Origin of the sequence: Thalassotalea hakodatensis (assembly GCF_030295995.1) — a bacterium.
Taxonomy (GTDB): domain Bacteria; phylum Pseudomonadota; class Gammaproteobacteria; order Enterobacterales; family Alteromonadaceae; genus Thalassotalea_C; species Thalassotalea_C hakodatensis.
Window position 1 is genome coordinate 937,445 of sequence record NZ_AP027365.1, and the last position, 24,673, is coordinate 962,117.

Here is a 24,673-nt window from a genome sequence, read left to right on the forward strand (position 1 = left end):
GGTCAAAGCATTAAGTTATATCAAAGAATGACTTTGCTCGCGTGGTGATATCCCGTGTGATTAATGTTTCGACGATTTTACAAGAAGCTTCCCCGTTTCCGTATGGGTTAGGTTCATTAGCTATTGATGCGTTAAACTCTGGGGATATCGCTTTTTGAATCGCCGCTGTAATATCGTGTTTATTCGTTTTGCAATGTATGACGCTTTTACTGGCAAGCCTGCCTTTTTGCCTATCGCCAATATTCACGGTGGGAATGTTAAATGATGGCGTTTCTATAATGCCACTGGACGAATTACCCACGAGTGCAACAGCATGTTTCATTGCGGATAGAAAATTTAATTGTCCGATAGATTCGAATAAATGCACGCGCTCTGGGTGCAAACGCGCATAATTTTCCAGTTCGGTGATAATTGCTCGACCAAAAGTATCGGCATTTGGATAAGTGATGACTACAGAGAACGTTTCAAACTGATCTAATGCGGCTAATAAACACAATAACCCTATTTTAGCATCCTGATTTGATAAAGTTTCTGGGTGGTAACCTACTAAAAAATAAGGTTTAGATAAGTCGATGGACAAGGTGTCACTAAGTTCACTTTTAGAAAGTAAAGGCAGCTGTTTAATATTATCAATGCCTGGAGCACCAACGTTTAACACGTTTTCAGGTTGTTCTCCTAGTTGAATAACTCGCTGCCGATACACTTCTGTCGAAGTAAAGTGTAAATGTGCCATTTTAGTAATCGCATGTCTAAAAGCGTCATCCATTGCCGCTTCGGTAAGCTCACCTCCATGAATATGAGCAATTGGAATACCAGCGATTGTAGCGGCACTTGCAACGGCTAATGCTTCAAAACGATCACCCAACAGTACAAGTAAATCTGGTTGGTGGCGGTCAAAACACTCACCAGCAGCCATTTGCGCTAAAGCCATTGATTTATTGACGGCGACAGGAGTGTCAGAATTGAGCAGAAAATCCATTTTTTCAGTAACGGTGAAGCCATCATTAATTATATGCTTAATAGTGTAGCCAAAATTATGGGCAAGATGAGTACCACCAACAAACAACTGTAGTGCTACATCGTCAGACTGCTGTAAGCCTTTTAACGTAAGGTATAGCAATCCGTATTCTGCTCTAGTGCCAGTAAATACCGCTATTTTTTTCATGCTGATAATTCAACCCTACACGTTATAAATTGAATGCTTATATTTAGCGAGGTTTTGTGGTTTAGCAAACCATGCAATCGTTTTGCTTAACCCTGTTTTTATATCTATTTCCGGTGTGAACTGGGTGAGCGAGTTAATCATTGTATTATCACACCATAATCGAAAAACTTCTGATTTATCAGGGCGTATTCTTGCTTGGTCGACAGTAAATTTAACATCACTTTTCATGATGTCTTTGATCATGTTTAACGTATCGCCAACACTAATTTCAAAATTAGAACCGATGTTAATGGTTTTACCTATCGTACTTTCACTATTGGCTAATGCGATAAAGCCTCTACAGGTGTCAGTAACATAGTTAAAGTCTCTTGTGGGTGATACATCCCCAAGCTTGATCTCTGACTCACCATTAGCAATTTGGCTAATAATAGTAGGTATTACAGCTCGAGCTGATTGTCTTGGGCCATAAGTGTTAAAAGGCCGAGCAATGGTTAAAGGCAGATTAAACGCATTAAAGTAACTCATTGCCATCGCATCAGCAGCAATTTTTGAAGCACTATATGGAGATTGAGCTTGTAGTGGGTGCTTCTCGTCGATAGGTACATATTGTGCTGTGCCGTACACTTCGCTGGTAGAGGTATGAATAACGCGTGAAACGTTATTATCAAGACACGCTTGGCAAATATTTAAGGTACCGGTAACGTTAGTGCTCACATAACTTTCAGGTGCCACGTACGAGTATGGGATCGCAATGAGTGCAGCTAAATGATAAACAGTATCTATATCTTGGGTGATATGGCGACAAAAATGCGGATCGCGTATATCGCCTGACACAATCTCTAGATTATCATGTTGTGCAATATCTTCTAACCAACCCCAATAGTTGAATGAATTATATTGCGCTAATGCCTTGACATGGTGGCCTTGGGATAGCAGCATTTCGACAAGATGAGAGCCAATAAAGCCATCTGCACCAGTAACCAATATGCGGTTTTGATTGTTTAACGCCATGAATGTTTGCCTACATCATTTTAAAATAGATTATTGTTGTGTTGATTACGCATGTTAGCTCGCAAGCGGGCCTGCTTCTTTTACGGTTTTTAAATTAAACGACATTTTAGGCTGAATCACTGGCGTAAGTTTTTCTTGCACAGGAGCCCAATGTTGTTCTGATAAATCTAATAAGCGAAGATCTTTTAAATAAACAATCTGTTGAAGGCCTAATAACTGCATCGGAGAAAATTCATGGCTGATGGTAGCCGTGATCTTACTAGCATCACCTAAATCCATAATGTAAGCCTCAAGATCTTGATTATATTGTTCCATAATCGAATCTTTGTAGGCATAGTACCACTCAGAGCCAGGATAAGCGGTTGCAAAATGCGGTTTAGCGGTAATGCCTAATTCAACTAATGCTTCAATGGTATTTCTAACACTCTCAAAGCTTTCTTCTGGAAATCCAATAATAATGTTTGGAATAGGCTTAATACCCGAAGCTAAACACGTAGCGATACTTTGCTTATTTTTTCGTGCATTTGATCCTTTACCAAGGTTGCGTAACACAGTGGGATCAAACGATTCTAAACCATATACTAAGTGTGTACAGCCAGCTTCATACATTAGTTTTAAGGTTTCTGGACGGTGGAGCCCTGCATGTGAAGTACCATTCCAATGCACACCTTTGCAGTTTTCATCGTGGGGTATGCCTTGTTGACGACACGTTGGTTGTAAGCCAGCTTCAATCCATTTTTTACATAATTCTTTTAGCCAAGTTCCTTTACTGGCTACATCCATTGTCATGAGGTTTTCATCAATAAAGGCCGCAAAGTCAATGTCATATTCGTTATGTAAGTGTTTAACCATGCTGACAATATAATCGGCACTGTGATAACGAATATTACGGCCATAAGTAAAGACAACGTCATTTTCACCGTTGTCGTTTTCTTCAACAAGCATGTCGCCTGTTGTGCCTAAATGCCAACAATATTTACAAGTTAATCCACAGCCGAAGCTGCCGTTAATGTCCATACGGCGTTTTGAAGTAAATGATTCTTCACTGAATAAGTTTGAGGAATTGGCAAAATAAATATCTAATGGGAACAAATGCCATGCAGGCCAAGGTAACGTATCTAAGTCTTTAATATTTGGTCTGATATTGGTTAAAAAACTTTTTCCGGTTAAATCTCGGTGAATGACGCCTAGTACATCAGAGTAATTAACGTCTTTATTGTCTATTTTTTTTAGTACTTCCGGGAAGGTGACAAAAGATTCGCCGATACAACCTACGTCAATTTCAGGGATCCATTCGAAAATTTCATGTGGCATTGATGTTAAAAAACCGCCACCGGCAATCAGCTGAGCGTTTGGTGCGCTTTCTTTAATGAGTTTGCAGGCTTTTTTAATGTAGTTGTATGTTGTTGTTAGGCCGCCAATACAAATGGCATCCCAATCGTCTGCTTGGCAAACTTCGATAATAGTGTCTAACGGTAATCGGTGAGCATTTGCATCATATACTTGTACAAGATGGCCTTCTTTCATGGCAATAGCTGCAAGTAATGCAATACCGTATGGGATATGGCGAGGCACATCTTCTTCTCGAACAACGGGATTTATAAAAAGTATTTTAGCCATAATTATTGCTCGCTATTGAGAAATTGATTGAAAGTAATACAGGGTAAATTATCTGCAAACAACGTACCAGCCTCAGAACAATTATATGTCGTTCCTGATGCACGAGAGAATAAATCTAAGAAGTTATTTCGATACCAAAAATAGGTTGGATCGGTATAAAATTGTTCATTCGATAATGGGAATATAAATTTGGGAAACAGTTGCTCTAATTCTTCTCGCGTATTGGCGAACTCATGCAGTTCATAATACGTTTGGGTCATTTCAATCGGCGTTTCGCTATGATAGCCAAGATCCATGCCTGTTAATGCGATGGAGGGCACTTTTAGTATCGCATTGGCAAATACCCAAGCAGCAGTACCGACGGTACCACCAGTATTCATGCAAGACTTTTTATTTATTTGATAAATTTGACGAGTTAGACTTTTTGGATCTTGTGGGTTGTCCACAATCGGATTCCACCAGTACATGTCAAATCCAGCATCTTTTGCTCGTTCTACAACATTTCTCGGCGCAGAAGAGCAAATAATGAGTTTTATTTCCGGGGCATGTTTGTTGATTAAATCAATGTTTGCTTGATTTTCTTTAATCGAATTATTGCGAAATTCCACGTCTAAATCTTGACGTGAAAAGTAATCATCATGTCGGGTGTTTTCTTCGAATTCATTATCGCCAAACCAGCGAACGATGCGAGTAGGGTGTGGGTCAAGTGTTAAAACATAATCAGGAACAATGCCATTTTTTAAACATTTCACTAACGAACCGTCAATGGCAACAATAGCCCCTTGATAGTTGCTTTGTTTTAATTTTGCTAATACATCAAATTTATGTAAGCTGGGACCGGCACTAACGATAATAGCTGAGTTTTTTTTACTCTCAGGTAGTGGCGGTAAGTCTTTAAAGCTTTTTTCTGTATAGGGTAAATTAGCCATAGCATTGGTGACAAGATCGTGACTATGCCAATTCTTACCGATATCGGTAATTTTGGAAACTACATCCACAAATTTATCGTTCAGTTCGCATTGCGCCATGCTTCAGTCTCTTTCTGATTAACGTATCTATTCTTCGCCGTCCCAAGTAAGGTCGGTGCGTTCCACATAGACCATGCTTCCACCAATAGAGTTTAGTGCGGCTTTTTTAAATTTAGACTCTATTGAGTCATCATCTATTGTGTCATCCGGCTTAGTAACTTGTTTTTTAGGGGTAAAATTGCCTTTTAATATATCGCTCATGATAGCTCCTACAGGCTGTCTAAAATGTTAAGGTGAGTAAACAATATTAACCTTTATATCGTCAATGTTGTGCTCATTCTTTAGCTTTATCTATTCTTTATTGTTATGTATTTGATGGTAAGGCATTAAGTTTTTGTAAAAACTCTTTGGCTCTTTTATCATCAGGGGCATTTGAAAGTGCGGTCTCGAATGCTATTTTGGCTGAATCATATGCCTTTCCATTAAAGTAAAACTCTCCTAAGCCATTCCATAAAAATACATTTTTAGGATCTTGTTCAATACATTGATGAAAATAGTTTAAGGCGATTTTTTCATCCCCTAAAAGTCGCAATAATTTAGTGAATTGCGGTAAATATGTGATCGACAATACCGAAAGTTCTTGTAAGCACGCTTTCGCTAAATCGTAATCTTTAAGTTTATAAGCAATACCAGCTAATTGTTGAAGTTCATCTTCTTCAATATGTTCTGGAGGAAGCTGTTCAAAATAATACAGCGCGTCTTGGTAGCTTTCCGTTAAAATTGAGGAATACGCTAACCCTAAATTATACAATACCTTAGCTTGTTCTTCAGTTTCCATCGAAATCTTTAAACTATTCATTAATGTCGTTAAAGCATCGATATTTTTTTGATGAAATAAGGTGATAACTTTACGTCTGACTCCATCTAAAGACGCTTCCTCTTTGGTGCGCGTTAAGTGCTTTGTTTCTACGTTATGGATATCTGCAGTGTGTATTTTAGCAAAACGCTCAAACGTCGACTGTTCTTCACTGGTGAATGTACTTTGATCAACGTGAGTTTTTTCTAACCAATGCTGTGCTCTACCTAAAATTCTATCTTTTTCCCACTGAGCAAACATGATTGACAGACGCGGAGTAGGTTTTTGTTCTTCTATTCTGCTATTAATTCTTTCTAATGCCTTATCAAGCAAAATGATGAGGTTTTCACAGGTAACAATATACGCTTGGTAGTATAGTTTCCCTGTTTTTTCTACTTTATCATCAGACCATTCATCAGATGAATTTGCTTGGGCAGAACTGATGAATTTATCAATGCCAAAATTCTTTATAAACTTCGAAGTGCGCTTGAACGTTGTATTCAGTTTCTTTTCAATTTTATCCATTTGAATTTTGAACTTGAAATTCTCGCTCTCATTCCCTTTTTCTTTAAAGAGTTGCTCATTTGCTGTTAACGCTTTTTCTGCAAGCCTTTTGATGTCTTTAACGTCAGCAAGTACTCTTTTAACATTAGTATTCACTACATTGTAATCATGCTGTATTTCACTTGTGGTCATGACAGGAATACAGCTGAGCAGTTTATCAGCATAGTTTTCTTTGTCATGTGTAAAAGACAATGCTGAAGAAGGAACGTGTTCAATGTGAGGTAAGCAAGCTGCATTGGGTGATAAGTTGTAAACGGCTTGGTCTGTTTTCTTAGCTTCTTCCGCTATTTCAGATAAACGTTCACCAGCAGTACCAAATACGATAAGTGTTTCAACGGTTTTTCCTGCGTAAGTTTTCACCCAGGTGCCAGGGCGTCCCAGTGTTGGGCCGATGTTTGCTTCATTACTCCCTGAGGCATGAGTAACACCTTTTTCTGAAAAACAGAGATCAACACCCGATAACAAAATGTTACTGAACCCCATGTCTACAGCTGCTTTTAGCGCCGTATTTGTGACCGTAGGACCAGCGGATTTAAGGTTTTTTTCATCACCTTTTTCATCCCAAGGGTATCTTCGATTAAGATACGCACTTTTACCGTGCCACTGAGCCAACAAAAATGGCGTAACGCTGTTAGAGTGTAAAAATAGCACATTGGGAGGAAACAATAATAACTCTTTACTTACGTCATAACTTATTTCATACGGGTCAACGGAAACGACAATATGAGGTATAAGTCCAATTTGATTAAGTCTTCTTGCAATTCGCGAAACAGCGATGATAACTATGTGGTCTTTGTGTTTTTTTACCCACTCTATATCTTCATCTAATGAAGGACCGCCCGCAAGAATGATACATGTATCGCCTTTGAACTTATGTTTAAATACTAACGCTGGTGTTTGATTCTCACAAATATTCATTAATTGTGGGCTCATAAAAGGAGACACACCAAGAGTGGCACGTGTAATGAAACGGTAGCTTTGGAACTCTTGTTCGAATTGTAAAATGGCAGCATTGTAAGCAGGAACAAATGAATCGATGGCGGCAACTGATTTTATGAACTGACAGTAATCTTTATATAAATACAAGTCCATACCGAACGCTGTAGCGCTGTCTTTCCATTTATCAATGGTGGTAATAGTGATGTATTCGGGTAACTCGTCTAATTTGTTTTTATGTTCTAGTCGTTCGATTACTTCGGGCAACTCAATAAATAAATAACGTGTATCGACCGGTTTCTCGAGCTGTACAACATGATCGAGTAATAGCCCCGAATCAGTGCCAAGAATTATGTAGAATCTTTCTTCTGTATGCAGTTTTTCATCATATAAGTTCTCAAAGATTGCGTGAGACGGTTGTTTTTCAAAAGCGTTTCTATTGATTAGGTATAAATACTCTTCGCCAAACTGAGATGTTAAAAAACTGTCGTTTATTTGCATTTTATTGCCTCTGCTCATCAATATAGGATGCGTTAATTACAATGAACTTATTTGTCTGTGACCAATGGCAAATTACAAAGCAAATTACACGCCATCACTCCATAATAACAAAAGGTTACGCGTAATTTGTTAAATTTGCACGTAACCACGGGTAACTATCAAAAATAAAGTGTCTTCAAGTCAAAGTTATGACGCCCTAGTGTCAAAATTTTGTTGAATATTCACCAATCCTCGCTACAATCAAAACTGGAACGTTTAAAAATAAAGGTTATCAAAGGATTATGCAGGGTCAAAAACATATTCTTGTCGTTGATAATGACGCAGCAAGAGCACAACAACTTGCAACAATCTTAGCATTCGTCGGTGAGCATTTTCATTGCTACGCGCAGGATGAAATTGTTGATGCTCTTCCCACATTAACAAATACATTGACCATCATTTTATGCGGTGATGTGAGTGATGCTGTGGTTACTTTAGTTAAACGTAATCCTAGTTGCCCATTTTTATTACATGATGTGATTGATAAACAAAAACTTGTCGGTTTTGTCAATGTTATTGGTGATGTCAGTGCGCCGCTGAATTACGCGCAATTAACGGAAATGATCCATCATTGTCATCAATATCATAATAAATTGCCGATCAATAAAACAAAAAATGCTGGTAATGCTGCGCTTTTTCGTTCGCTAGTGGGGGGCAGTGCCCCCATGCAACATGTACGCTTTCTGATTGAACAAGTGGCTTCAACGCAGGCAAATGTTTTGATATTGGGAGAGTCAGGTACGGGTAAAGAAGTCGTGGCTCGAAATATACATAATTTATCTGATCGCGGTAAAGCGCCTTTTGTCCCAGTAAATTGTGGTGCTATTCCTCCTGACTTACTTGAAAGTGAGTTATTCGGTCATGAAAAAGGGGCATTCACTGGCGCTATTTCAACTCGAAAAGGCCGTTTTGAGCTTGCCGAGGGCGGTACACTGTTTCTTGATGAAATTGGTGATATGCCACAACCGATGCAAGTAAAACTTTTACGTGTATTACAAGAGCGAACGTTTGAACGTGTGGGTGGGGCGAAAAGCATAAAAGCGAATGTACGAGTTATCGCGGCAACCCATCAAAACCTAGAAGAAATGATCAAAACCAATGCCTTTCGTGAAGATTTATATTATCGATTAAACGTTTTTCCGATTGAAACCCCAGCACTTCGTGATCGTAAAGAAGATATTCCTTTATTACTAAAAGAGTTAATGTCGCGCTTTGAAAGCGAACAAGGACAAACGGTTCGTTTTACAGAGCGCGCTATTGCATCACTGCAAGAACATTCATGGGCTGGCAATGTCCGTGAATTATCAAATTTAATAGAACGCATGATTATCATGTACAATGAACAAGTGGTTGACGTATCAGAGCTACCTAAGCGTTATCGTCATATTGATATTGAAGAATACAACCCAGAATACCCAGAAGAATTGCAAGAACGCGAAGCTATTAATGAATTATTTGCTGGCTTTGACACTGATACAGACGATGAAAACATTAATGATGACAGTTTTATGGCTGGCTTTGAGGAACAAAGCAGCAGTACCGTACAGGTTGATAAGTTGCCTGCAGACGGTTTACATTTAAAAGAGTATTTAGCAGATTTAGAAGTGTCTTTGATCACTCAATCATTAGACAAAAATGATTGGGTGGTAGCTCGTTCTGCAGAATTACTTGGCATGCGTAGAACAACACTTGTTGAGAAAATGCGAAAATACAACTTACAAAAAACAGATGGCTGATGACATCTATAATTGGTTTCGTTAATCAGCCTTATCAAGCGACTAACGAGCCGTATATTTCTAGCGAACTATAGATTGACAAAATCTTGACTCATGTATTTTCTATCTACAGTTCTTTGATAAATCTACAAAAAATTTGTTGGCATAATTAATGCTTTTTCTTGAATATTATCGTCATTCGAGAAGTGTATTATGGTTGTAGCCGTTGCAAATCAAACTAATTCTACTATGAATCAACAAAAGGTGTTCCCGTTTGTTGAACAGCCATGTATTGCTAATAAGCAAAAACTCGCCACAGAGTCTTATGTAGGCGAGCTAGATTTATTACGACAGCAATCAAATCAACTCGAAAAACTTATTGATGTCATGCCAACGGGTATGATTATGCTCGATGGAAATGGCATTGTGGTCAAAATGAATAAAATTGCCAGCCAGCTGTTAGAAGAGCCCATCTTAGGATACCCATGGTTTGAAGTGATCCGCCGTTCTTTTAAGCCGCGCGCCGATGACTGGCATGAAGTATCACTAAAAGATGGTCGCCGTGTGAAGTTAGAAATTACCGCGTTAATCGATCAACCTGGTCAACTTATAATGATCACCGATTTAACAGAAACTCGTCTACTGCAAGATAAATTAAGCCAGTTACAGCGATTATCATCGCTAGGTCAAATGGTATCTAAACTTGCACACCAAATACGTACACCACTTTCAGCAGCTATTTTATACGGCGCTAATTTAAAAAGTAAGCAGTTACAAACTACAGAGCGCGATAACTTTCAAGAAAAGTTGATGTCGCGTTTATCTGATCTCGAACAAACCGTGAATGATATGTTGTTATTTGCAAAAAGTGGTCAACAACAAGTTGTCTCTTCTTTGTCGGCCAATGCCTTAGTCAACGCTGCAGTTCATGGTATGGAAGCACTCATTGAGCAAGCAGATGCTGAAATCGATATTCAGTACTGCCCTGACGATTGCCATGTATTAGGCAATGAAACCGCGCTAAGTGGTGCGATTCAAAACCTTATTCATAATAGCCTAGAAGTCATTGAAACAAAGGCTAACATTCATATTGCCTGTTACTGCAAAGACGGAAAAGCGTATATCAGTGTTAAAGACAACGGCTGTGGCATAGCGGCAGAAAAGGCCGCCAAAATTTTTGAACCTTTTTACACGTCTCGCAGTCAAGGCACTGGGCTAGGGCTTGCCGTTGTGAAATCAGTTGCTAATGCACATCAAGGTGAAGTGCATTTAATAAGTAAGCCAGGAGAGGGCGCACATTTTGTAATATCATTACCCTTGTTGCCAAATGAAACTGGTAGCGAGTCGTTAACTTCACCTCAGGAGAGTTACGATGAGTCAAAGTAAAATCTTAGTGGTAGAAGATGATGCCGGATTACGAGAGGCATTAATTGATACCTTAAACCTTGCTGGATACCAATGCATTGAAGCAGAGTCAGGCGAAGCTGCATTACTTTTATTGAAAAATCAGCAAGTGGATTTAGTTGTTAGTGATGTACAAATGTCAGGTATGTCTGGGTTAAATCTTTTGAAAAGTATAAAATCATCGTTTGCTAAAATGCCGGTACTGATCATGACAGCCTACGGCACTATCGATGATGCTGTACAAGCAATGAAGGATGGTGCCTGTAATTATATGGCTAAACCTTTTGCGCCTGAAGTCTTACTAAACATGGTTAATCAATACTTACCAATCCAGCAAAATGATGCGTTCGAGCCTATAGTGGCTGATACTAAAAGCAAAGAGTTGTTATTGCTTGCAAGAAAAGTCGCATCAACAGACGCTTCAGTAATGGTGTTAGGCCCTAGTGGCTCAGGTAAAGAAGTCTTAGCGCAATATGTACATGGGCATTCATCAAGGGCGAATAAACCTTTTGTTGCGATAAACTGCGCGGCTATTCCAGAAAATATGTTAGAAGCCACTTTGTTTGGTTATGAAAAAGGGGCATTTACCGGTGCTATTCAAGCATGCCCTGGTAAATTTGAACAAGCACAAGGTGGCACTATTTTACTTGATGAGATCACTGAGATGGATCTTGGCTTACAAGCGAAAATTTTACGTGTACTGCAAGAACGTGAAGTTGAGCGGTTAGCTGGCCGAAAAACCATTAAGCTAGATGTGCGTGTTATTGCAACCAGTAATAGAGATCTTAAAGAGGCAGTTAACGAAGGTATATTTCGGGAAGATTTATACTACCGATTAAATGTTTTCCCATTAAACTGGTTACCACTTTCGCAGCGCCGTGATGATATTGTACCGCTCGCTAATCATTTGATTTCAAGAATTTGTCAAAAAAATCAGCAAGAATCACCTGAGTTTACTCCAGCAGCGTGCAGTAAATTAAATGCTTATCAGTGGCCTGGCAATGTTAGAGAGTTAGATAATGTGATACAACGTGCATTGATTTTACATAGTGATGGTGTGATTGATGCAGCTGACTTATTAATCGAAAATTTTGATACGCCTGCTATTTCTGATGTTGCTACCATAACTGCTAGTGATGATAAACTGGGAAGTGAACTAAAAATGCAAGAGCATCAAATCATATTAGATACCTTGCAAGCATGCCATGGAAGTCGCAAAGCGGTGGCCGAAAAATTAGGTATTAGTCCAAGAACGCTTCGTTATAAAATCGCACGTATGCGCGATAGTGGTATTCAAATTCCTGCATAATCTTTTCTATCAAAGCACCGGCGCTTATTTTATGTTAATAAGCTCGGTGTTTTTCTAATTTTAACTGCTTATCTATATGATTTTTAAGTTAAATAACTAATGCTTTTTTATGGCATTAATGTTGCTTTATTACTGTTAGTAACAATTTTTCAAAAGTTTGACACTAGCGAGAATATCATGGATATCAAAAGCAATTCCTTGTATGCCCAAATGCAAAATATGCAACTAGAAGCAATGGGTAACCGCGCATCGACAATCAAAAATGACAACATCATTGGCAATGAAGTTGCGCCAGTAAACTCATCACAAAGTGATTTTGCTTCTATGCTAAAACAAGCGGTTAATACCGTAAATGATATTCAACAAGAAGCTGGTGATAAACGGACTCGTTTCGAAATGGGTGATCGCAGCGTCACGCTAGCAGACACCATGATATCTGCATCAAAAGCCAGTGTCGCCTTTGAAGCCACTGTGCAAGTGAGAAATAAATTTGTCGAAGCATACAAAGAAATTATGAGTATGCCTGTTTAATCGTTCGGATAGCATAATCGTACGCGTAAAAAGTAGTCTAGCGGAGAATATATAGTGGCTGATACAACAAACACAGCATTAGCAACAGCTGACGGTGGTAACGATCTTGTTGCGAATGACAACGCAAATGACGGTATCGAAGAGCAAAAATCTGGTTTATCGGCAATGATGGGTAACGTTGATGTGTTACGTCAGGTAACGCTTATTATGGCATTAGCCATTTGTTTAGCGATTGCTGTTTTCGTGATTATGTGGGCAAACCAACCTGAGTATCGCTACTTAACTAAGCTTCCTACCGATCAATTAATTAAAACGATGGATTTTTTGGATGCCAACGGTGTAGACGACTATATTCAAGAAAATAATACTATTTCTGTACCTGCTGATCGCTACCAAGATATTAAGTTGATGCTTGCCCGTGAAGGTTTAACCGACGAACCAAACGACCGCGAAGAAATCATCATGCAAGATATGGGGTTTGGTGTTAGCCAGCGTTTAGAACGCGAGCGATTAAAACACTCTCGTGAACAACAACTTGCACGTACTATTCAAGAGCTACAAACAGTAAGCCGTGCAAAGGTATTACTAGCCATTCCACGCGAAAATGTTTTCGCAAAACGTGAAAAATCACCTTCTGCAACCGTTGTTGTTACCTTACGTAAAGGACGCTTATTGTCAGAAGAAGAAGTAGACTCAATCGTAGATATTGTCGCCTCAGCGGTACAAAGCTTAACACCTAATCGTGTAACAGTGACTGATCAAAATGGCCGCTTGCTTAATTCAGGCTCTCAAAATTCTATTTCTTCACGTTCACGCAAAGAGTTTGAAATCGAACAAAAGCGCGAACAAGAGTACATGGATAAAATAGATACCATCATGATCCCTGTGGTTGGTTTAGGCAATTACACGGCACAAGTTGACGTGACAATGGATTTCACCAATTCAGAAGAAACACAACGCCGTTACAACCCTGATTTACCTGCACTTCGAAGTGAAATGAAAGTGGAAGAAACCTCAATTGGTGGAACACTTGGCGGTATTCCTGGTGCGTTAACCAATCAACCACCGTTAGATTCCAATATTCCTGAAAATGCAACCGGCACCAATAGTCAACGTTCAACGCCAAGTCGCAAACATTCTGAGTCCACGAAAAACTTTGAGCTTGATGAATCAATTAGTTATACCAAGCAACAATCAGGCGTTATTCGTCGCATCAGTGTTTCAGTGGCGCTTGATTATTTAAACTCAACAAACGCTAACGGCGATGCGGTTCAAACACCAAGAAGTGTTGAAGAATTAGCAAATATCCGCCGGTTACTCCAAGGCAGTATTGGTTTTGATTTACAACGTGGTGATGCACTTGAAGTGGTTACCTTACCTTTTTCGCGCATGGAAGTAGAAGTAGAAGAAGCGGTGCCTTTTTATCAAGAAGCATGGTTCCTGAAAATACTTAAGCTGTCGTTAGGCGCTGTGGTGATCATTATATTGATATTATCCGTAGTAAGACCGATGCTGAAACGATTAATTTACCCTGATCAAAAACCTGAAGATTATGGTGATAAGTCACTTGATAGTCATGTAGACTTAGGTGATGAAACCATGGATATGTTGTCTGCTGATTTTGATGCCGGTGCGGTTGGTTTTGCGCCTGACGGTAGTCTACAATTACCAGACTTACATCGTGATGAAGATATTTTAAAAGCCGTTCGAGCTTTGGTAGCGAATGAACCAGAGTTGTCCTCTCAAGTTGTCAAAAGTTGGTTGATTGAAGATGAGTGATGAAGCACAAGAACTAGCCGCTATTCCACAAGGGTTTGATGTAGACAAACTTGATGGCGCTGAGAAAGCTGCAATTTTACTGTTGAGCTTATCAGAAGAAGATGCTGCACAAATACTAAAACACTTAGAGCCAAAACAGGTGCAACAAGTGGGTATGGTGATGGCCGCAATGGAAGATTTTACTCAAGAGAAAATCACTGCGGTGCACAAGCTATTTATTAATGAAATTCAAAACTTTAGTACCATTGGCTTCCAAAGTGAAGAATTTGTACGCAAAGCGCTAACCGCAGCACTTGGTGAAGATAAAGCCGGCAATTTGATTGACCAAATTGTCATGGGCGGTGGTGCAAAAGGGTTAGATTCTCTTAAATGGATGGACTCTAAACAAGTAGCAAACATTATCCGAAATGAGCATCCACAGATTCAAACCATCGTTTTGTCATACTTAGAGCCAGAACAATCTGCTGAGATATTAGGGCAATTTGCAGAGAAAACGCGTTTAGACTTAATGATGCGTATCGCGAACCTTGAAGAAGTACAACCAGCAGCCCTTCAAGAACTAAATGAAATTATGGAAAAACAATTTGCCGGTCAAGCTGGTGCGCAAGCTGCTAAAATGGGCGGCTTGAAAGCAGCTGCAGATATTATGAACTATTTAGATACCAATGTTGAAGGTATGCTAATGGATTCAATACGTGAACATGACGAAGAAATGAGTCAACAAATTCAAGACTTAATGTTTGTCTTTGAAAACTTAGCAGATGTTGATGATCGCGGTATTCAAGCGATTCTACGTGAAGTTCAGCAAGATGCTCTTATGAAAGCAATTAAAGGTGCAGATGATACCTTGAAAGAGAAAATAATGACCAACATGTCTAAACGCGCAGCTGAAATGATGGCTGACGATTTAGAGGCCATGGGCCCTGTACGTATCAGTGAAGTTGAAGCGGCACAGAAAGAAATTTTATCAGTAGCAAGACGATTATCAGATGCTGGTGAAATAATGCTAGGCGGTGCTGGTGGTGGTGATGAATTCCTATAACTTGATTTATATTTGTAGAGTATAAATGGTACAAGAATGAAAAATTTTTCAGGCGTACATGTCGAAGACAATATTATTAAACCAGAACAGGCGAGCGAGTCTGATGTTTGGGCATACCCTACGGTTGAAGAAGATATAGATCAAACGACATTACCAACCAATGCACTCGGTAAAAAGCCTTCATGGCGGTACGAACCGCCTGAGGAAGTAGAAGAAGAAATAACACCTTTAACCGCTGAAGATATTGAAGAAATTCGTCAAGCGGCATATCAAGAAGGTTTTAATCAAGGTAAAGAAGAAGGATTTTCAACAGGCTTTGAAGAAGGGCAAAAAGCTGGCCATGAAGAAGGCTTGAAAAAGGGGCATATTGAAGGGATTGATAAAGGCCTTACTGAAGGTAAAGAAACCGTCGATACCCTTGCAAATAATTGGCAAACGCTAATTGAGCAATTGCATCAACCCATTAAGTCTGTTGAAAAAAATGTTGAACAACAATTGCTTCAACTTGTTGTTCAATTGACAGAAGCCGTGACTTATCAAGAAGCTAAAACTAATCATGACATCTTATTTGAAGCCATCGACAAGGGGATGAAGGCTTTACCAAGTCAAGAAGCCCAAACCCAAATACTGCTAAACCCCGATGACATTATGTTAGTAGAGCAACAGTTCACACCCGAATATATCAGTGAGCAAGGCTGGCGACTATTACCATCACCGAAGTTACCTAAAGGTAGTTGTCAAATTGAAAATAGCACATCTAATATCGATTTATCGATAAAAACGCGCTTAACTGATGTGTTGGAATCTTTCTTGCAGAATGCATTACATCAATAATCGTTTCTTGCTCAGAGTGTCAAATAGTTGATGATAGACATAGAAGGTATTAATCAGCGGCTAATTAACAGCCAACAATTTATCCACCGCCAACCTATTTCGGTTGCAGGGCGGTTAGTGCGCGTTGTTGGATTGACACTAGAGGCTGTTGGTGTAAAGGCTCAAGTGGGTAGTCAATGCCTTGTTGAAACCGCACAAGGCGAATTAATCGCCGAAGTCGTTGGTTTCTCGAACGATATTACTTTTTTAATGCCAGAGCAGAGTTTGCAAGGGGTATTACCTGGTGCACGCGTTGTTCCTTTAATGGCTAAGGCACGTTTACCTTTATCGATGGAGTTACTTGGTCGAGTAGTTGACGGGGTAGGAAAGCCTTTAGATGGCAAAGGTCCAATCAAAACAGATCCAGAAGCAAAGCATTCTTCAGAGCCTATTAACCCATTAGCACGCCGTGCAATTACACAACCATTAGATGTTGGTGTTCGCTCGATCAATAGTTTTATTACGGTTGGTCAAGGTCAACGTATGGGATTGTTTGCAGGCTCTGGCGTGGGTAAAAGTGTGTTGTTAGGCATGATGACTCGCGGTACAACGGCTGATGTTATCGTGGTAGGGCTTGTAGGTGAGCGTGGTCGAGAAGTTAAAGAGTTTATTGAAGAAATTTTAGGGGAAGAAGGGCGAAAACGCTCTGTTGTTGTTGCGGCCCCCGCAGATAATTCACCATTAATGCGACTAAAAGGTTGTGAATCAGCGGTGAAAATTGCCGAGTACTTTCGCGACCAAGGCATGAATGTTTTACTTCTGATCGATTCTATAACCCGTTACGCACAAGCTCAACGTGAAATCGCCTTAGCGGTAGGTGAGCCACCCGCGACGAAAGGGTATCCGCCCTCAGTATTTTCTAAGTTGCCACAACTTGTTGAACGCGCAGGTAACGGTGGTGATGGCCAAGGTGCGATCACGGCATTTTTTACCGTATTAACTGAAGGTGATGACTTACAAGATCCTATTGCTGATGCAGCACGGGCAATACTTGATGGCCATATTGTATTATCTCGCCAACTTGCAGACAGTGGGCATTTTCCAGCAGTAGATATAGAAGGCTCTATTTCTCGGGTAATGCCTATGGTGACCAGTGAAGAACACCAAGATCTTGCACGAAATTTAAAACAATTTTATTCACTATATCAACAAAATAAAGATTTAATTTCAATTGGTGCATACAGCAAAGGGACTGACCCCAGAATCGATCAGGCGATACAGTTGCTGCCAGTCATTAACTTTTTTCTTCAGCAAAAAATGCATGAAGTTGTACCTTATGATCAAAGTTTGGCACAGCTACAAGAAGTGATTAGTGCAGCACAAGCACATGCCCAACAGCAAAATACGGCCACTGAATAATAGTAGTGGCGAGGTAAGTAATTATGTCAATGAAGCAATTGAACACTATTCATAAGTTTGAATCAGATAAAGAACATAAAGCTGTTCAACAATTGCAACTAGCTGAAAAAGAATACCAGGAAAACCTCATTCGTTTACAAAGTGTGGGTGAATTTAGACTCGAGTATATGAAACGGCTTGATCAACGAGCCATGTCAGGCGTTGATAGTGTCACTTACCGCCATTTTCATGCATTTGTTGCTAAATTAGATAATGCAGCAGAACAAGTTGAAATTGCCATCAAGCAAGCAAAGGCGTTAATGGAGCAAAGAAAGCAGCAATGGACATTACAGCATCAAAAAGTACAGGCGATCGAGAAGTTACAAGAAAAACAAAAATTATTACTTGCTAAAAAGGCGAATAGGGCTGAGCAAGCGATGTTTGATGAAATTGCAGCTCAACAATATTTTCGACGCCGTAATCCACAATCCTGAACCCATGAAGAATGATATTTATACCCTAAAATTAGTGTGAAACTATTTAATGGAATAGAAATTGCAGAATATTTATTAATGATGCGTTAATGCGTAAAGCAAGAAAATATTATCTAACTGTTCAGTGAAGGTTTTTTACGATGAGACAAGTAAACGTACTACCCGTAGATGTAAATCAAGGTGTTGAAAATAAAGGAATATTGTCAAGCATCGATACACAAAAAAATACGGGTGCAGACAGAAGTAAATCCAGTAACTTTTCAGATTACATGGCGGATAAGTCCGTCGTCACTAACGGCAAAAAGCGGCAAGAAAACGCAAGTGAACAACAGTCACAAGTTGCGACTGACAAACATGCCGCATCTCGTTCGCAACCCTCAGAGAATGCTACAGATGTTAGCAATCAAGCGACAGAAGAAAAAGCAAAAAATGAAGATATTCAAGCTGATGCCGTTGATGAAGGTAGCAACAATACAGCTGAAGAAGTAACGTCAGAGCAGAGTACAAAAGCACATGATAAGCAGTCAACTGAATATGTCGATGCACCTGTTGAAAATACTCGTGCTGAAATTGCGATCAAGTTATTAGACTTTATTAATGCTTCTGAAATCACCTCTACTGAACATAGTCAAAAACATGAACAATCAAGACAAGCAGCGTTGGAAATGGCTAAGCAAATTAATGTTCAGCAACAAATTGCACAGTCTGAAAAAGCGCCGGTTGAAAAAGTAGAGTTGTCACAAAAAGAGCAAAAGCTTGCCACTGAAATTCAAGCAATATTAGCGGGGCGAGATACAAAAACTCAATCTAATAAGAACCAAGAGGCTCAAGCAATCACCGTTTCTGAAAGTAGCGAATCAAACAAAGAAAAGGCCACTGACGTGAAAAAAGTGAGTGGAAATGAAAAAGTGTTACAGACTTTGGCATCATCTGATCAATTAAACCGTGTAAAGGCGGCTACTTCTGTTGAGCAGGAAAATAGTACAAAGACGATTACTGTTGATGATAAGCTGGCATCTGCTGATGATGTTGAAAAATCGGCTTCGAAATTAACTCAACAAGAAATTAAACAAGCCGCAGAAAACACAATAGTTGCAGATAAATCACTTGCAACGGTGAGTGATAATGCAGGCAATGATACTAAAAAAACAGTTGAACCAGTAATTTCTGCCTCTTCTGTTAATCCAGAGTTGAATGTTAATAAAGCTGATGAAGTTGACGCTGCAATTGCTGAAAAGCAAGGTGCAGAAACACCATTTTCAGTAACGCCAATAAACATAGATAATACTCACAAAGCAGATAGCAAAGAAAACAACACCCGTATCATAAATCAAGCAACAGCTAATGTTGTCAATGTTGATGCTAAAACCAATAGTTCATCAGCTGGCGATAGTGAACAACAAAATAACGCTGAACAAAATGCTCAAAAGCAGTCATTTGACATGAAAGTTAATACGCCAGTTGATACAGAGAAGCAGGCTATTGTCGACCTGAAAACAGAGCGTCAAACCGTTTTTTCAGAGCCAGCAAGACCTACTACTGCGTTAACACAAGAGCAAGAACAAGCTGCGCAAGCGATACATGCTAAGACGACTGCTGAGAGTGTTTCGGTACAAGCAACACGCTCAACTCAGATCATCGCTCAAGAAACCATTGCGATAAATCGCAAAGATTTTAGTATCGAGGTTAAAGAGAAAGTGATGGTGATGATCAATCAAAAATTGCGACAGCTCGAAATTCGGTTAGATCCCCCAGAACTTGGCAGCATGCAAGTTAAAATTAATATGCAAAATGAACAAGCGGCCGTTAACTTTGTTGTACAAAACCCGCAAGCAAAAGATGCATTAGAGCAACACATGGGTAGATTAAAAGAAATGCTTGAACAATCAGGTGTTGATGTCGGTGATGCAAATATTGAACAGCGCGATCAAAAAAGTAATGATGGTGGCGAAGCTGGCGGTGAACTAGCACAGGGCGAAAATCAAGGGGAAAATAATTCTGCTCATGAACAATTAGCGGCTCCAGAGGTAAATTTGTATAAAGCTTCGTCAACTGGTGTGGATTACTACGCTTAATTGTATAAAAGCAGTTGCGCATTCTGTAATCGAAGATATAGTTGCTGATATATATAAGTTTTATCAATAGGGGCTATTTATGGCTGAAGAAGAAAAAGCATTAGAACTTGATAGTTCTGGTAAAAAAAAGAAGTTAATTATTATTATTGCAGCTGTGGTTATACTGGCTGTTGGTGGTGGCGCCGCTTTTTTCTTTATGGGGGGCGATGATGGCCCAACACAAGAGCAACTAGATGCAGCATTAGATTCAGGCGTCGAAGGAGAAGCGATCACTGAAGGTAGCGCTCAACCTGCGGCAAGTGCTAGTTTAGGTACCGCATTATATGTACCGATGCCAAGACCTTTTCGTTTTAATATTCCTGGTGCTAACCGTGACCGTTTTGTAGAAATAAGAGTGCAGTTGTTGGTTCGGGGCTCTGATAACGAGGAAGCCGCGAAAAAACATATTCCGTTGATTGAAAGTACTTTATTAGCAGTATTTACTCAATCAAATGCTGATGATCTTGCAACTAGTGCAGGTAAAACATCATTAAAGCAGCAGGCATTATCTGAAGTACATAAAATAATGATGGACATAGAAGAGCAAAAAGTAATAGAGCAAGTATTATTTACTGGCTTTGTGATGCAATAATGACACAACTTTAAAGAGATACCACCGTGAGTGATTTACTTTCACAAGACGAAATTGATGCGCTACTTCATGGCGTAGACGACGTTGAAGAAGACGAGGTTGCTGAAGACGTTCCTGAACGAGAAGGCACCAGCGACTATGACTTCTCGTCGCAAGATCGTATTGTGCGTGGTCGTATGCCAACGCTCGAAATGGTTAATGAGCGTTTTGCTCGGCATATGCGGATAAGCCTATTCAATATGATGCGCCGCACGGCAGAAGTGTCTATTAATGGAATTCAAATGATCAAGTTTGGTGAGTACGTACATACCTTGTTTGTACCTACTAGCTTGAATATGGTGCGTTTTAGACCGTTAAAAGGTACTGGACTTATCACCATGGAAGCCCGTTTAGTGTTTATCTTAGTGGATAACTTTTTTGGTGGTGATGGTCGTTACCATGCCAAAATTGAAGGCCGAGAATTTACCCCAACTGAGCGACGTATTATTCAAATGTTACTAAAGCTTATCTTTGAAGATTACAAAGAAGCGTGGTCGCCAGTCATGGATGTATCCTTTGAATACCTAGATTCTGAAGTAAACCCTTCTATGGCGAATATTGTTAGCCCTACTGAAGTGGTGGTTATTAGCTCATTTCACATTGAACTAGATGGCGGTGGTGGTGATTTTCATGTTGCCTTGCCGTACTCGATGTTAGAGCCTATTCGAGAATTGTTAGACGCTGGTGTGCAAAGTGACAAAGAAGACACTGATATGCGTTGGTCAAAGGCGTTACGTGATGAAATCATGGATGTTCCGGTTGCCTTATCAACCAAGTTCTTAGAGGTTGATATTCCCTTATCAAGAATTATGGAATTAGAGACAGGCGATATTATCCCGATTGAAATGCCAGAACATATAACCGTATTGATTGAAGAGTTACCAACGTTTAGAGCGAAACTAGGCAAGCGTCGTGAAAACATTGCACTGCAAATTCAAGAGAAAATTAAGCGTCCAGAGTCTGTGAAGAATGAATTAACCATTTTAACTAAAGGCGGTAAACGTTTAGACAGTGACGCAGAGTTACACTTACTTGAAGATGATTTAGATTATTAAGAACAGAGGCTGAATATGAGTGATGAAAACGAGAACGAAAACGAAGATCTGAGCATGTGGGATGAGGCGATGGATGAACAAGCTGAAGCTGAAACCGATGAAGAAAATGCAGAAGCGGTAGAATTCGACGAACTACAAGAAGATGCTCCGATCACAGGTGAAGAAAAGCGTAAGCTCGATACAATACTAGATATTCCAGTGACAATCTCTATGGAAGTAGGCCGAAGCCAAATTAGTATTCGTAACTTATTACAACTTAATCAGGGTTCTGTTGTTGAGCTTGATCGTGTTGCCGGTGAAGCGTTAGATGTGTTGGTCAATGGTACACTGATTGCGCACGGTGAAGTGGTAGTTGTGAATGATAAATTCGGTATTCGTTTAACTGATGTGATCAGTCAGGTTGAACGCATTAAAAAGCTTAAATAATGCACAAAATATCACGATACTATACATTACGCTGTATTAGTAGTTTGCTGGTTTTACTTTTTCCTGTGATCAGCCTTGCACAGGAAAACAACGTTGAAGTGGGTAAACATGCAAACGTAAATATGGACGCTGCGAGTATGATATTAGCACTATTGTTAGTACTCGCATTAATAGTTGTCAGTGCGTTTGTCTTGAAAAAGTTTACTATGATCAATAAAGTATCTTCTGGTATGAAAGTCATCGCCAGCTTACCTTTAGGAAGTAAAGAAAAGTTAATGGTGATACAAGTCGGTGATGAGCAGCTATTGTTAGGCGTGTGTCACCAACAAGTTACATTAATTAAAACCTTGGAAACGCCACTTCCTGAAAATAGCCCAATCACAGGGGCAATTAATAACCCTTTAGCAAAGTTTATCAATCAAAAAATCAACAATAATCGAGAATAGTATGAGCAAGTTAACATCGGGTAAGCACACAAATTTTCGCTTGTTATGGCTGCTGGTGTTGTGTCTCGGAATGATGTTGAGTGGTCATGTTTTTGCAGAGCAAGATCTGTCTTTACCTGCGATTAAGTTGTCAACGAATCCCGACGGAAGTCAAGAGTACTCAGTTACTTTGCAAATACTGATTTTTATGACTGCGTTAAGCTTTATTCCTGCTGCAGTTATTATGATGACGTCGTTTACCCGTATCGTTGTTGTTATGGCCATTTTGCGTCAAGCGTTTGGTTTGCAGCAAACACCGTCGAATCAGGTGATCATTGGTTTAACCCTGTTTATGACGCTTTTCATTATGACACCGGTATACAATCAAATAAATGAAACGGCAATTCAGCCTTATCTTGCAGAACAAAAAACCTCAATTGAAGCGATAGATAGCGCTAAAGTGCCTATTCGTGCCTTTATGCTTGAACAAACACGGATAAAAGATTTAGATACTCTTGCGCAAATGGCCGGTATTACTCAAGTGGATAAGCCAACAGACTTGCCGATGACGGTGATTATTCCTTCATTCATCATTAGCGAGTTGAAAACAGCTTTTCAAATTGGCTTTATGTTATTCATTCCTTTTTTGATAATTGACCTAGTAGTAGCTAGTATTTTAATGGCAATGGGTATGATGATGTTATCACCAATGATTGTTTCATTGCCTTTTAAACTTATGCTGTTCGTACTCGTTGATGGTTGGAATTTAGTGATTGGCACAATCGCAAGTAGCTATGGTATGGGGGTCCCGTAATGAGTCCTGAAATCTTTGTTGATATACTAAGAGACGCCTTGTTTCTTGTTATTGTTCTTGTTAGTGCTGTTATAGTGCCAAGTTTAATTGTGGGCTTAATCGTTGCGGTTTTTCAAGCAGCAACCTCTATCAATGAACAAACGTTAAGCTTTTTGCCTCGCCTAATTGTGACACTGCTGGCATTAATTGTTGGTGGTCATTGGTTGGTACAAAAGTTAATGGATTACACCATTAGGTTAGTGACATCTATACCGTCTGTGATCGCGTAACGGTTAGTTACTATGGAATTCTCTGAAACGGTTATTAACCAATATATGGCAGATTTTATTCTGCCCTTTTCCCGCGTTTCAGCGTTAATTATGTCGATGATTGCATTGGGCGCACGAGCAGTTCCGATGAAAGTTAAACTTTTTCTTTCTATAGCAATTACTTTTGCCATCATGCCAGCTATACCTCCGGTTAGCATTGAATCATTATTCTCTTTTCAGATGGTGCTATTGGTAGCACAACAAACCATCATCGGCGCAATGATGGGATTAGTGACAAATTTAGTGGTTAACACCTTTACCATGGCTGGCCAAATAATTGCGATGCAAACAGGTCTTGGTTTTGCTTCGCTAGTTGATCCTGCTAGTGGTATGAATGTGCCGGCAGTTGGTCAGTTCTTTCTTATTTTATCTACCTTACTTTTTTGGGCGATGGATGGGCACTTAGCCTATTTACAGTTTGTCACCGCAAGTTTTTCAACGCTGCCGATACCGCTAGAAGAGTTCTCATCAACGAAGTTTCGCGACTTAGTGGAATGGGGGGCATGGATGTTTGCAACCGCTCTATCACTCGCGATGGCTCCACTTACCGCCATGTTATTAATTAACTTCTCTTTCGGCATCATGACCCGAGCAGCACCACAGTTAAATATTTTTGCTATAGGTTTCCCAATCACCATGTGCTCTGGGTTATTGATCATGTGGCTGACCATGGAAAACTTTATGCTACATTTTGAATTACAATGGCAACGAGCATTAGATTTAACGTGTCATTTAATCGACTGCGCGAGTTAATG

At 39.7% G+C, this 24,673-nt stretch carries 23 protein-coding genes; 17 read left to right on the forward strand and 6 right to left on the reverse strand.

Annotated elements, in window-relative coordinates:
* Window positions 1-10 precede the first annotated feature (10 nt).
* From neuC to QUE72_RS04055, 6 genes are all read right to left on the reverse strand, one after another.
* Window positions 11-1,165, reverse strand: coding sequence for a UDP-N-acetylglucosamine 2-epimerase (neuC, locus tag QUE72_RS04030; RefSeq protein ID WP_074500700.1), 1,155 nt, complete (start codon window positions 1,163-1,165; stop codon window positions 11-13).
* Window positions 1,166-1,180: 15 nt separating this feature from the next.
* Window positions 1,181-2,176, reverse strand: coding sequence for an NAD-dependent 4,6-dehydratase LegB (locus tag QUE72_RS04035; protein WP_286271730.1), 996 nt, complete (start codon window positions 2,174-2,176; stop codon window positions 1,181-1,183).
* A gap of 54 nt (window positions 2,177-2,230) precedes the next feature.
* Window positions 2,231-3,796: a B12-binding domain-containing radical SAM protein gene (locus QUE72_RS04040; RefSeq protein WP_286271731.1), complete on the reverse strand. Its 1,566-nt coding sequence runs from the start codon at window positions 3,794-3,796 to the stop codon at window positions 2,231-2,233.
* A gap of 2 nt (window positions 3,797-3,798) precedes the next feature.
* The gene (locus tag QUE72_RS04045) at window positions 3,799-4,824 is read right to left on the reverse strand and encodes a 6-hydroxymethylpterin diphosphokinase MptE-like protein (protein ID WP_074500692.1); all 1,026 of its coding nucleotides are present in this window, start codon (window positions 4,822-4,824) and stop codon (window positions 3,799-3,801) included.
* Between the two features lie 27 nt (window positions 4,825-4,851).
* Window positions 4,852-5,025 (reverse strand): hypothetical protein, encoded by a 174-nt coding sequence (locus QUE72_RS04050; protein WP_175573150.1) that lies wholly within the window; start codon window positions 5,023-5,025, stop codon window positions 4,852-4,854.
* Between the two features lie 103 nt (window positions 5,026-5,128).
* Complete coding sequence (locus QUE72_RS04055) at window positions 5,129-7,621, reverse strand: 6-hydroxymethylpterin diphosphokinase MptE-like protein (RefSeq protein WP_286271734.1); 2,493 nt, start codon at window positions 7,619-7,621, stop codon at window positions 5,129-5,131.
* A 281-nt stretch (window positions 7,622-7,902) separates the two neighbouring features.
* Here QUE72_RS04055 and QUE72_RS04060 point away from each other — a divergent pair, with 281 nt between their 5' ends.
* The 17 genes from QUE72_RS04060 to fliR all read left to right on the forward strand — a co-directional run bounded on the left by QUE72_RS04060 (window position 7,903) and on the right by fliR (window position 24,671).
* Window positions 7,903-9,396 carry a sigma-54 dependent transcriptional regulator gene (locus QUE72_RS04060; protein ID WP_286271737.1) on the forward strand — a complete coding sequence of 498 codons (1,494 nt, stop codon included), beginning with the start codon at window positions 7,903-7,905 and terminating at the stop codon, window positions 9,394-9,396.
* Window positions 9,397-9,624: 228 nt separating this feature from the next.
* Entirely contained in the window at window positions 9,625-10,761 is a 1,137-nt protein-coding gene (locus tag QUE72_RS04065) for a sensor histidine kinase (RefSeq protein WP_407704967.1), read from the forward strand.
* The gene (locus QUE72_RS04070; RefSeq protein WP_074500682.1) at window positions 10,748-12,088 is read left to right on the forward strand and encodes a sigma-54-dependent transcriptional regulator; all 1,341 of its coding nucleotides are present in this window, start codon (window positions 10,748-10,750) and stop codon (window positions 12,086-12,088) included. Before QUE72_RS04065 ends, QUE72_RS04070 begins: the two co-directional genes overlap by 14 nt.
* A gap of 177 nt (window positions 12,089-12,265) precedes the next feature.
* Window positions 12,266-12,619 (forward strand): flagellar hook-basal body complex protein FliE, encoded by a 354-nt coding sequence (gene fliE, locus QUE72_RS04075; RefSeq protein WP_074500890.1) that lies wholly within the window; start codon window positions 12,266-12,268, stop codon window positions 12,617-12,619.
* A 51-nt stretch (window positions 12,620-12,670) separates the two neighbouring features.
* Window positions 12,671-14,398, forward strand: coding sequence for a flagellar basal-body MS-ring/collar protein FliF (fliF, locus tag QUE72_RS04080; protein WP_407704968.1), 1,728 nt, complete (start codon window positions 12,671-12,673; stop codon window positions 14,396-14,398).
* Complete coding sequence (gene fliG, locus QUE72_RS04085; protein ID WP_074500676.1) at window positions 14,391-15,440, forward strand: flagellar motor switch protein FliG; 1,050 nt, start codon at window positions 14,391-14,393, stop codon at window positions 15,438-15,440. The genes fliF and fliG overlap by 8 nt, the downstream gene beginning before the upstream one ends.
* 36 nt (window positions 15,441-15,476) lie before the next feature.
* Window positions 15,477-16,274 (forward strand): flagellar assembly protein FliH, encoded by a 798-nt coding sequence (fliH, locus tag QUE72_RS04090; RefSeq protein WP_074500673.1) that lies wholly within the window; start codon window positions 15,477-15,479, stop codon window positions 16,272-16,274.
* Between the two features lie 30 nt (window positions 16,275-16,304).
* Window positions 16,305-17,672, forward strand: a complete 1,368-nt coding sequence (fliI, locus tag QUE72_RS04095) for a flagellar protein export ATPase FliI (protein WP_286271743.1) — start codon at window positions 16,305-16,307, stop codon at window positions 17,670-17,672.
* 23 nt (window positions 17,673-17,695) lie between these two features.
* Window positions 17,696-18,145: a flagellar export protein FliJ gene (fliJ, locus tag QUE72_RS04100; protein WP_286271744.1), complete on the forward strand. Its 450-nt coding sequence runs from the start codon at window positions 17,696-17,698 to the stop codon at window positions 18,143-18,145.
* 140 nt (window positions 18,146-18,285) lie between these two features.
* Window positions 18,286-20,220, forward strand: coding sequence for a flagellar hook-length control protein FliK (locus QUE72_RS04105; RefSeq protein WP_286271746.1), 1,935 nt, complete (start codon window positions 18,286-18,288; stop codon window positions 20,218-20,220).
* Window positions 20,221-20,299: 79 nt separating this feature from the next.
* Complete coding sequence (fliL, locus tag QUE72_RS04110) at window positions 20,300-20,851, forward strand: flagellar basal body-associated protein FliL (protein WP_074500663.1); 552 nt, start codon at window positions 20,300-20,302, stop codon at window positions 20,849-20,851.
* 26 nt (window positions 20,852-20,877) lie between these two features.
* Window positions 20,878-21,945, forward strand: a complete 1,068-nt coding sequence (gene fliM / locus QUE72_RS04115; protein ID WP_074500660.1) for a flagellar motor switch protein FliM — start codon at window positions 20,878-20,880, stop codon at window positions 21,943-21,945.
* Between the two features lie 15 nt (window positions 21,946-21,960).
* Window positions 21,961-22,371, forward strand: coding sequence for a flagellar motor switch protein FliN (gene fliN, locus QUE72_RS04120; RefSeq protein ID WP_074500658.1), 411 nt, complete (start codon window positions 21,961-21,963; stop codon window positions 22,369-22,371).
* The gene (gene fliO, locus QUE72_RS04125; protein ID WP_286271749.1) at window positions 22,371-22,817 is read left to right on the forward strand and encodes a flagellar biosynthetic protein FliO; all 447 of its coding nucleotides are present in this window, start codon (window positions 22,371-22,373) and stop codon (window positions 22,815-22,817) included. Before fliN ends, fliO begins: the two co-directional genes overlap by 1 nt.
* Before the next feature lie 73 nt (window positions 22,818-22,890).
* The gene (fliP, locus tag QUE72_RS04130; protein ID WP_407704969.1) at window positions 22,891-23,610 is read left to right on the forward strand and encodes a flagellar type III secretion system pore protein FliP; all 720 of its coding nucleotides are present in this window, start codon (window positions 22,891-22,893) and stop codon (window positions 23,608-23,610) included.
* Window positions 23,610-23,879, forward strand: a complete 270-nt coding sequence (gene fliQ, locus QUE72_RS04135) for a flagellar biosynthesis protein FliQ (RefSeq protein ID WP_074500650.1) — start codon at window positions 23,610-23,612, stop codon at window positions 23,877-23,879. Before fliP ends, fliQ begins: the two co-directional genes overlap by 1 nt.
* Before the next feature lie 12 nt (window positions 23,880-23,891).
* Window positions 23,892-24,671 (forward strand): flagellar biosynthetic protein FliR, encoded by a 780-nt coding sequence (gene fliR / locus QUE72_RS04140; RefSeq protein ID WP_074500647.1) that lies wholly within the window; start codon window positions 23,892-23,894, stop codon window positions 24,669-24,671.
* The last annotated feature ends 2 nt before the right edge of the window (window positions 24,672-24,673 follow it).

What these genes read in the sequence shown, in the direction of transcription:
- neuC (WP_074500700.1), bottom strand. Translation starts at nt 1,165, where the DNA reads ATGAAAAAAATAGCGGTATTTACTGGCACTAGAGCAGAATACGGATTG.
- QUE72_RS04035 (WP_286271730.1), bottom strand. Translation starts at nt 2,176, where the DNA reads ATGGCGTTAAACAATCAAAACCGCATATTGGTTACTGGTGCAGATGGC.
- QUE72_RS04040 (WP_286271731.1), bottom strand. Translation starts at nt 3,796, where the DNA reads ATGGCTAAAATACTTTTTATAAATCCCGTTGTTCGAGAAGAAGATGTG.
- QUE72_RS04045 (WP_074500692.1), bottom strand. Translation starts at nt 4,824, where the DNA reads ATGGCGCAATGCGAACTGAACGATAAATTTGTGGATGTAGTTTCCAAA.
- QUE72_RS04050 (WP_175573150.1), bottom strand. Translation starts at nt 5,025, where the DNA reads ATGAGCGATATATTAAAAGGCAATTTTACCCCTAAAAAACAAGTTACT.
- QUE72_RS04055 (WP_286271734.1), bottom strand. Translation starts at nt 7,621, where the DNA reads ATGCAAATAAACGACAGTTTTTTAACATCTCAGTTTGGCGAAGAGTAT.
- QUE72_RS04060 (WP_286271737.1), top strand. Translation starts at nt 7,903, where the DNA reads ATGCAGGGTCAAAAACATATTCTTGTCGTTGATAATGACGCAGCAAGA.
- QUE72_RS04065 (WP_407704967.1), top strand. Translation starts at nt 9,625, where the DNA reads ATGAATCAACAAAAGGTGTTCCCGTTTGTTGAACAGCCATGTATTGCT.
- QUE72_RS04070 (WP_074500682.1), top strand. Translation starts at nt 10,748, where the DNA reads ATGAGTCAAAGTAAAATCTTAGTGGTAGAAGATGATGCCGGATTACGA.
- fliE (WP_074500890.1), top strand. Translation starts at nt 12,266, where the DNA reads ATGGATATCAAAAGCAATTCCTTGTATGCCCAAATGCAAAATATGCAA.
- fliG (WP_074500676.1), top strand. Translation starts at nt 14,391, where the DNA reads ATGAGTGATGAAGCACAAGAACTAGCCGCTATTCCACAAGGGTTTGAT.
- fliH (WP_074500673.1), top strand. Translation starts at nt 15,477, where the DNA reads ATGAAAAATTTTTCAGGCGTACATGTCGAAGACAATATTATTAAACCA.
- fliI (WP_286271743.1), top strand. Translation starts at nt 16,305, where the DNA reads ATGATAGACATAGAAGGTATTAATCAGCGGCTAATTAACAGCCAACAA.
- fliJ (WP_286271744.1), top strand. Translation starts at nt 17,696, where the DNA reads ATGTCAATGAAGCAATTGAACACTATTCATAAGTTTGAATCAGATAAA.
- QUE72_RS04105 (WP_286271746.1), top strand. Translation starts at nt 18,286, where the DNA reads ATGAGACAAGTAAACGTACTACCCGTAGATGTAAATCAAGGTGTTGAA.
- fliL (WP_074500663.1), top strand. Translation starts at nt 20,300, where the DNA reads ATGGCTGAAGAAGAAAAAGCATTAGAACTTGATAGTTCTGGTAAAAAA.
- fliN (WP_074500658.1), top strand. Translation starts at nt 21,961, where the DNA reads ATGAGTGATGAAAACGAGAACGAAAACGAAGATCTGAGCATGTGGGAT.
- fliO (WP_286271749.1), top strand. Translation starts at nt 22,371, where the DNA reads ATGCACAAAATATCACGATACTATACATTACGCTGTATTAGTAGTTTG.
- fliP (WP_407704969.1), top strand. Translation starts at nt 22,891, where the DNA reads ATGTTGAGTGGTCATGTTTTTGCAGAGCAAGATCTGTCTTTACCTGCG.
- fliQ (WP_074500650.1), top strand. Translation starts at nt 23,610, where the DNA reads ATGAGTCCTGAAATCTTTGTTGATATACTAAGAGACGCCTTGTTTCTT.
- fliR (WP_074500647.1), top strand. Translation starts at nt 23,892, where the DNA reads ATGGAATTCTCTGAAACGGTTATTAACCAATATATGGCAGATTTTATT.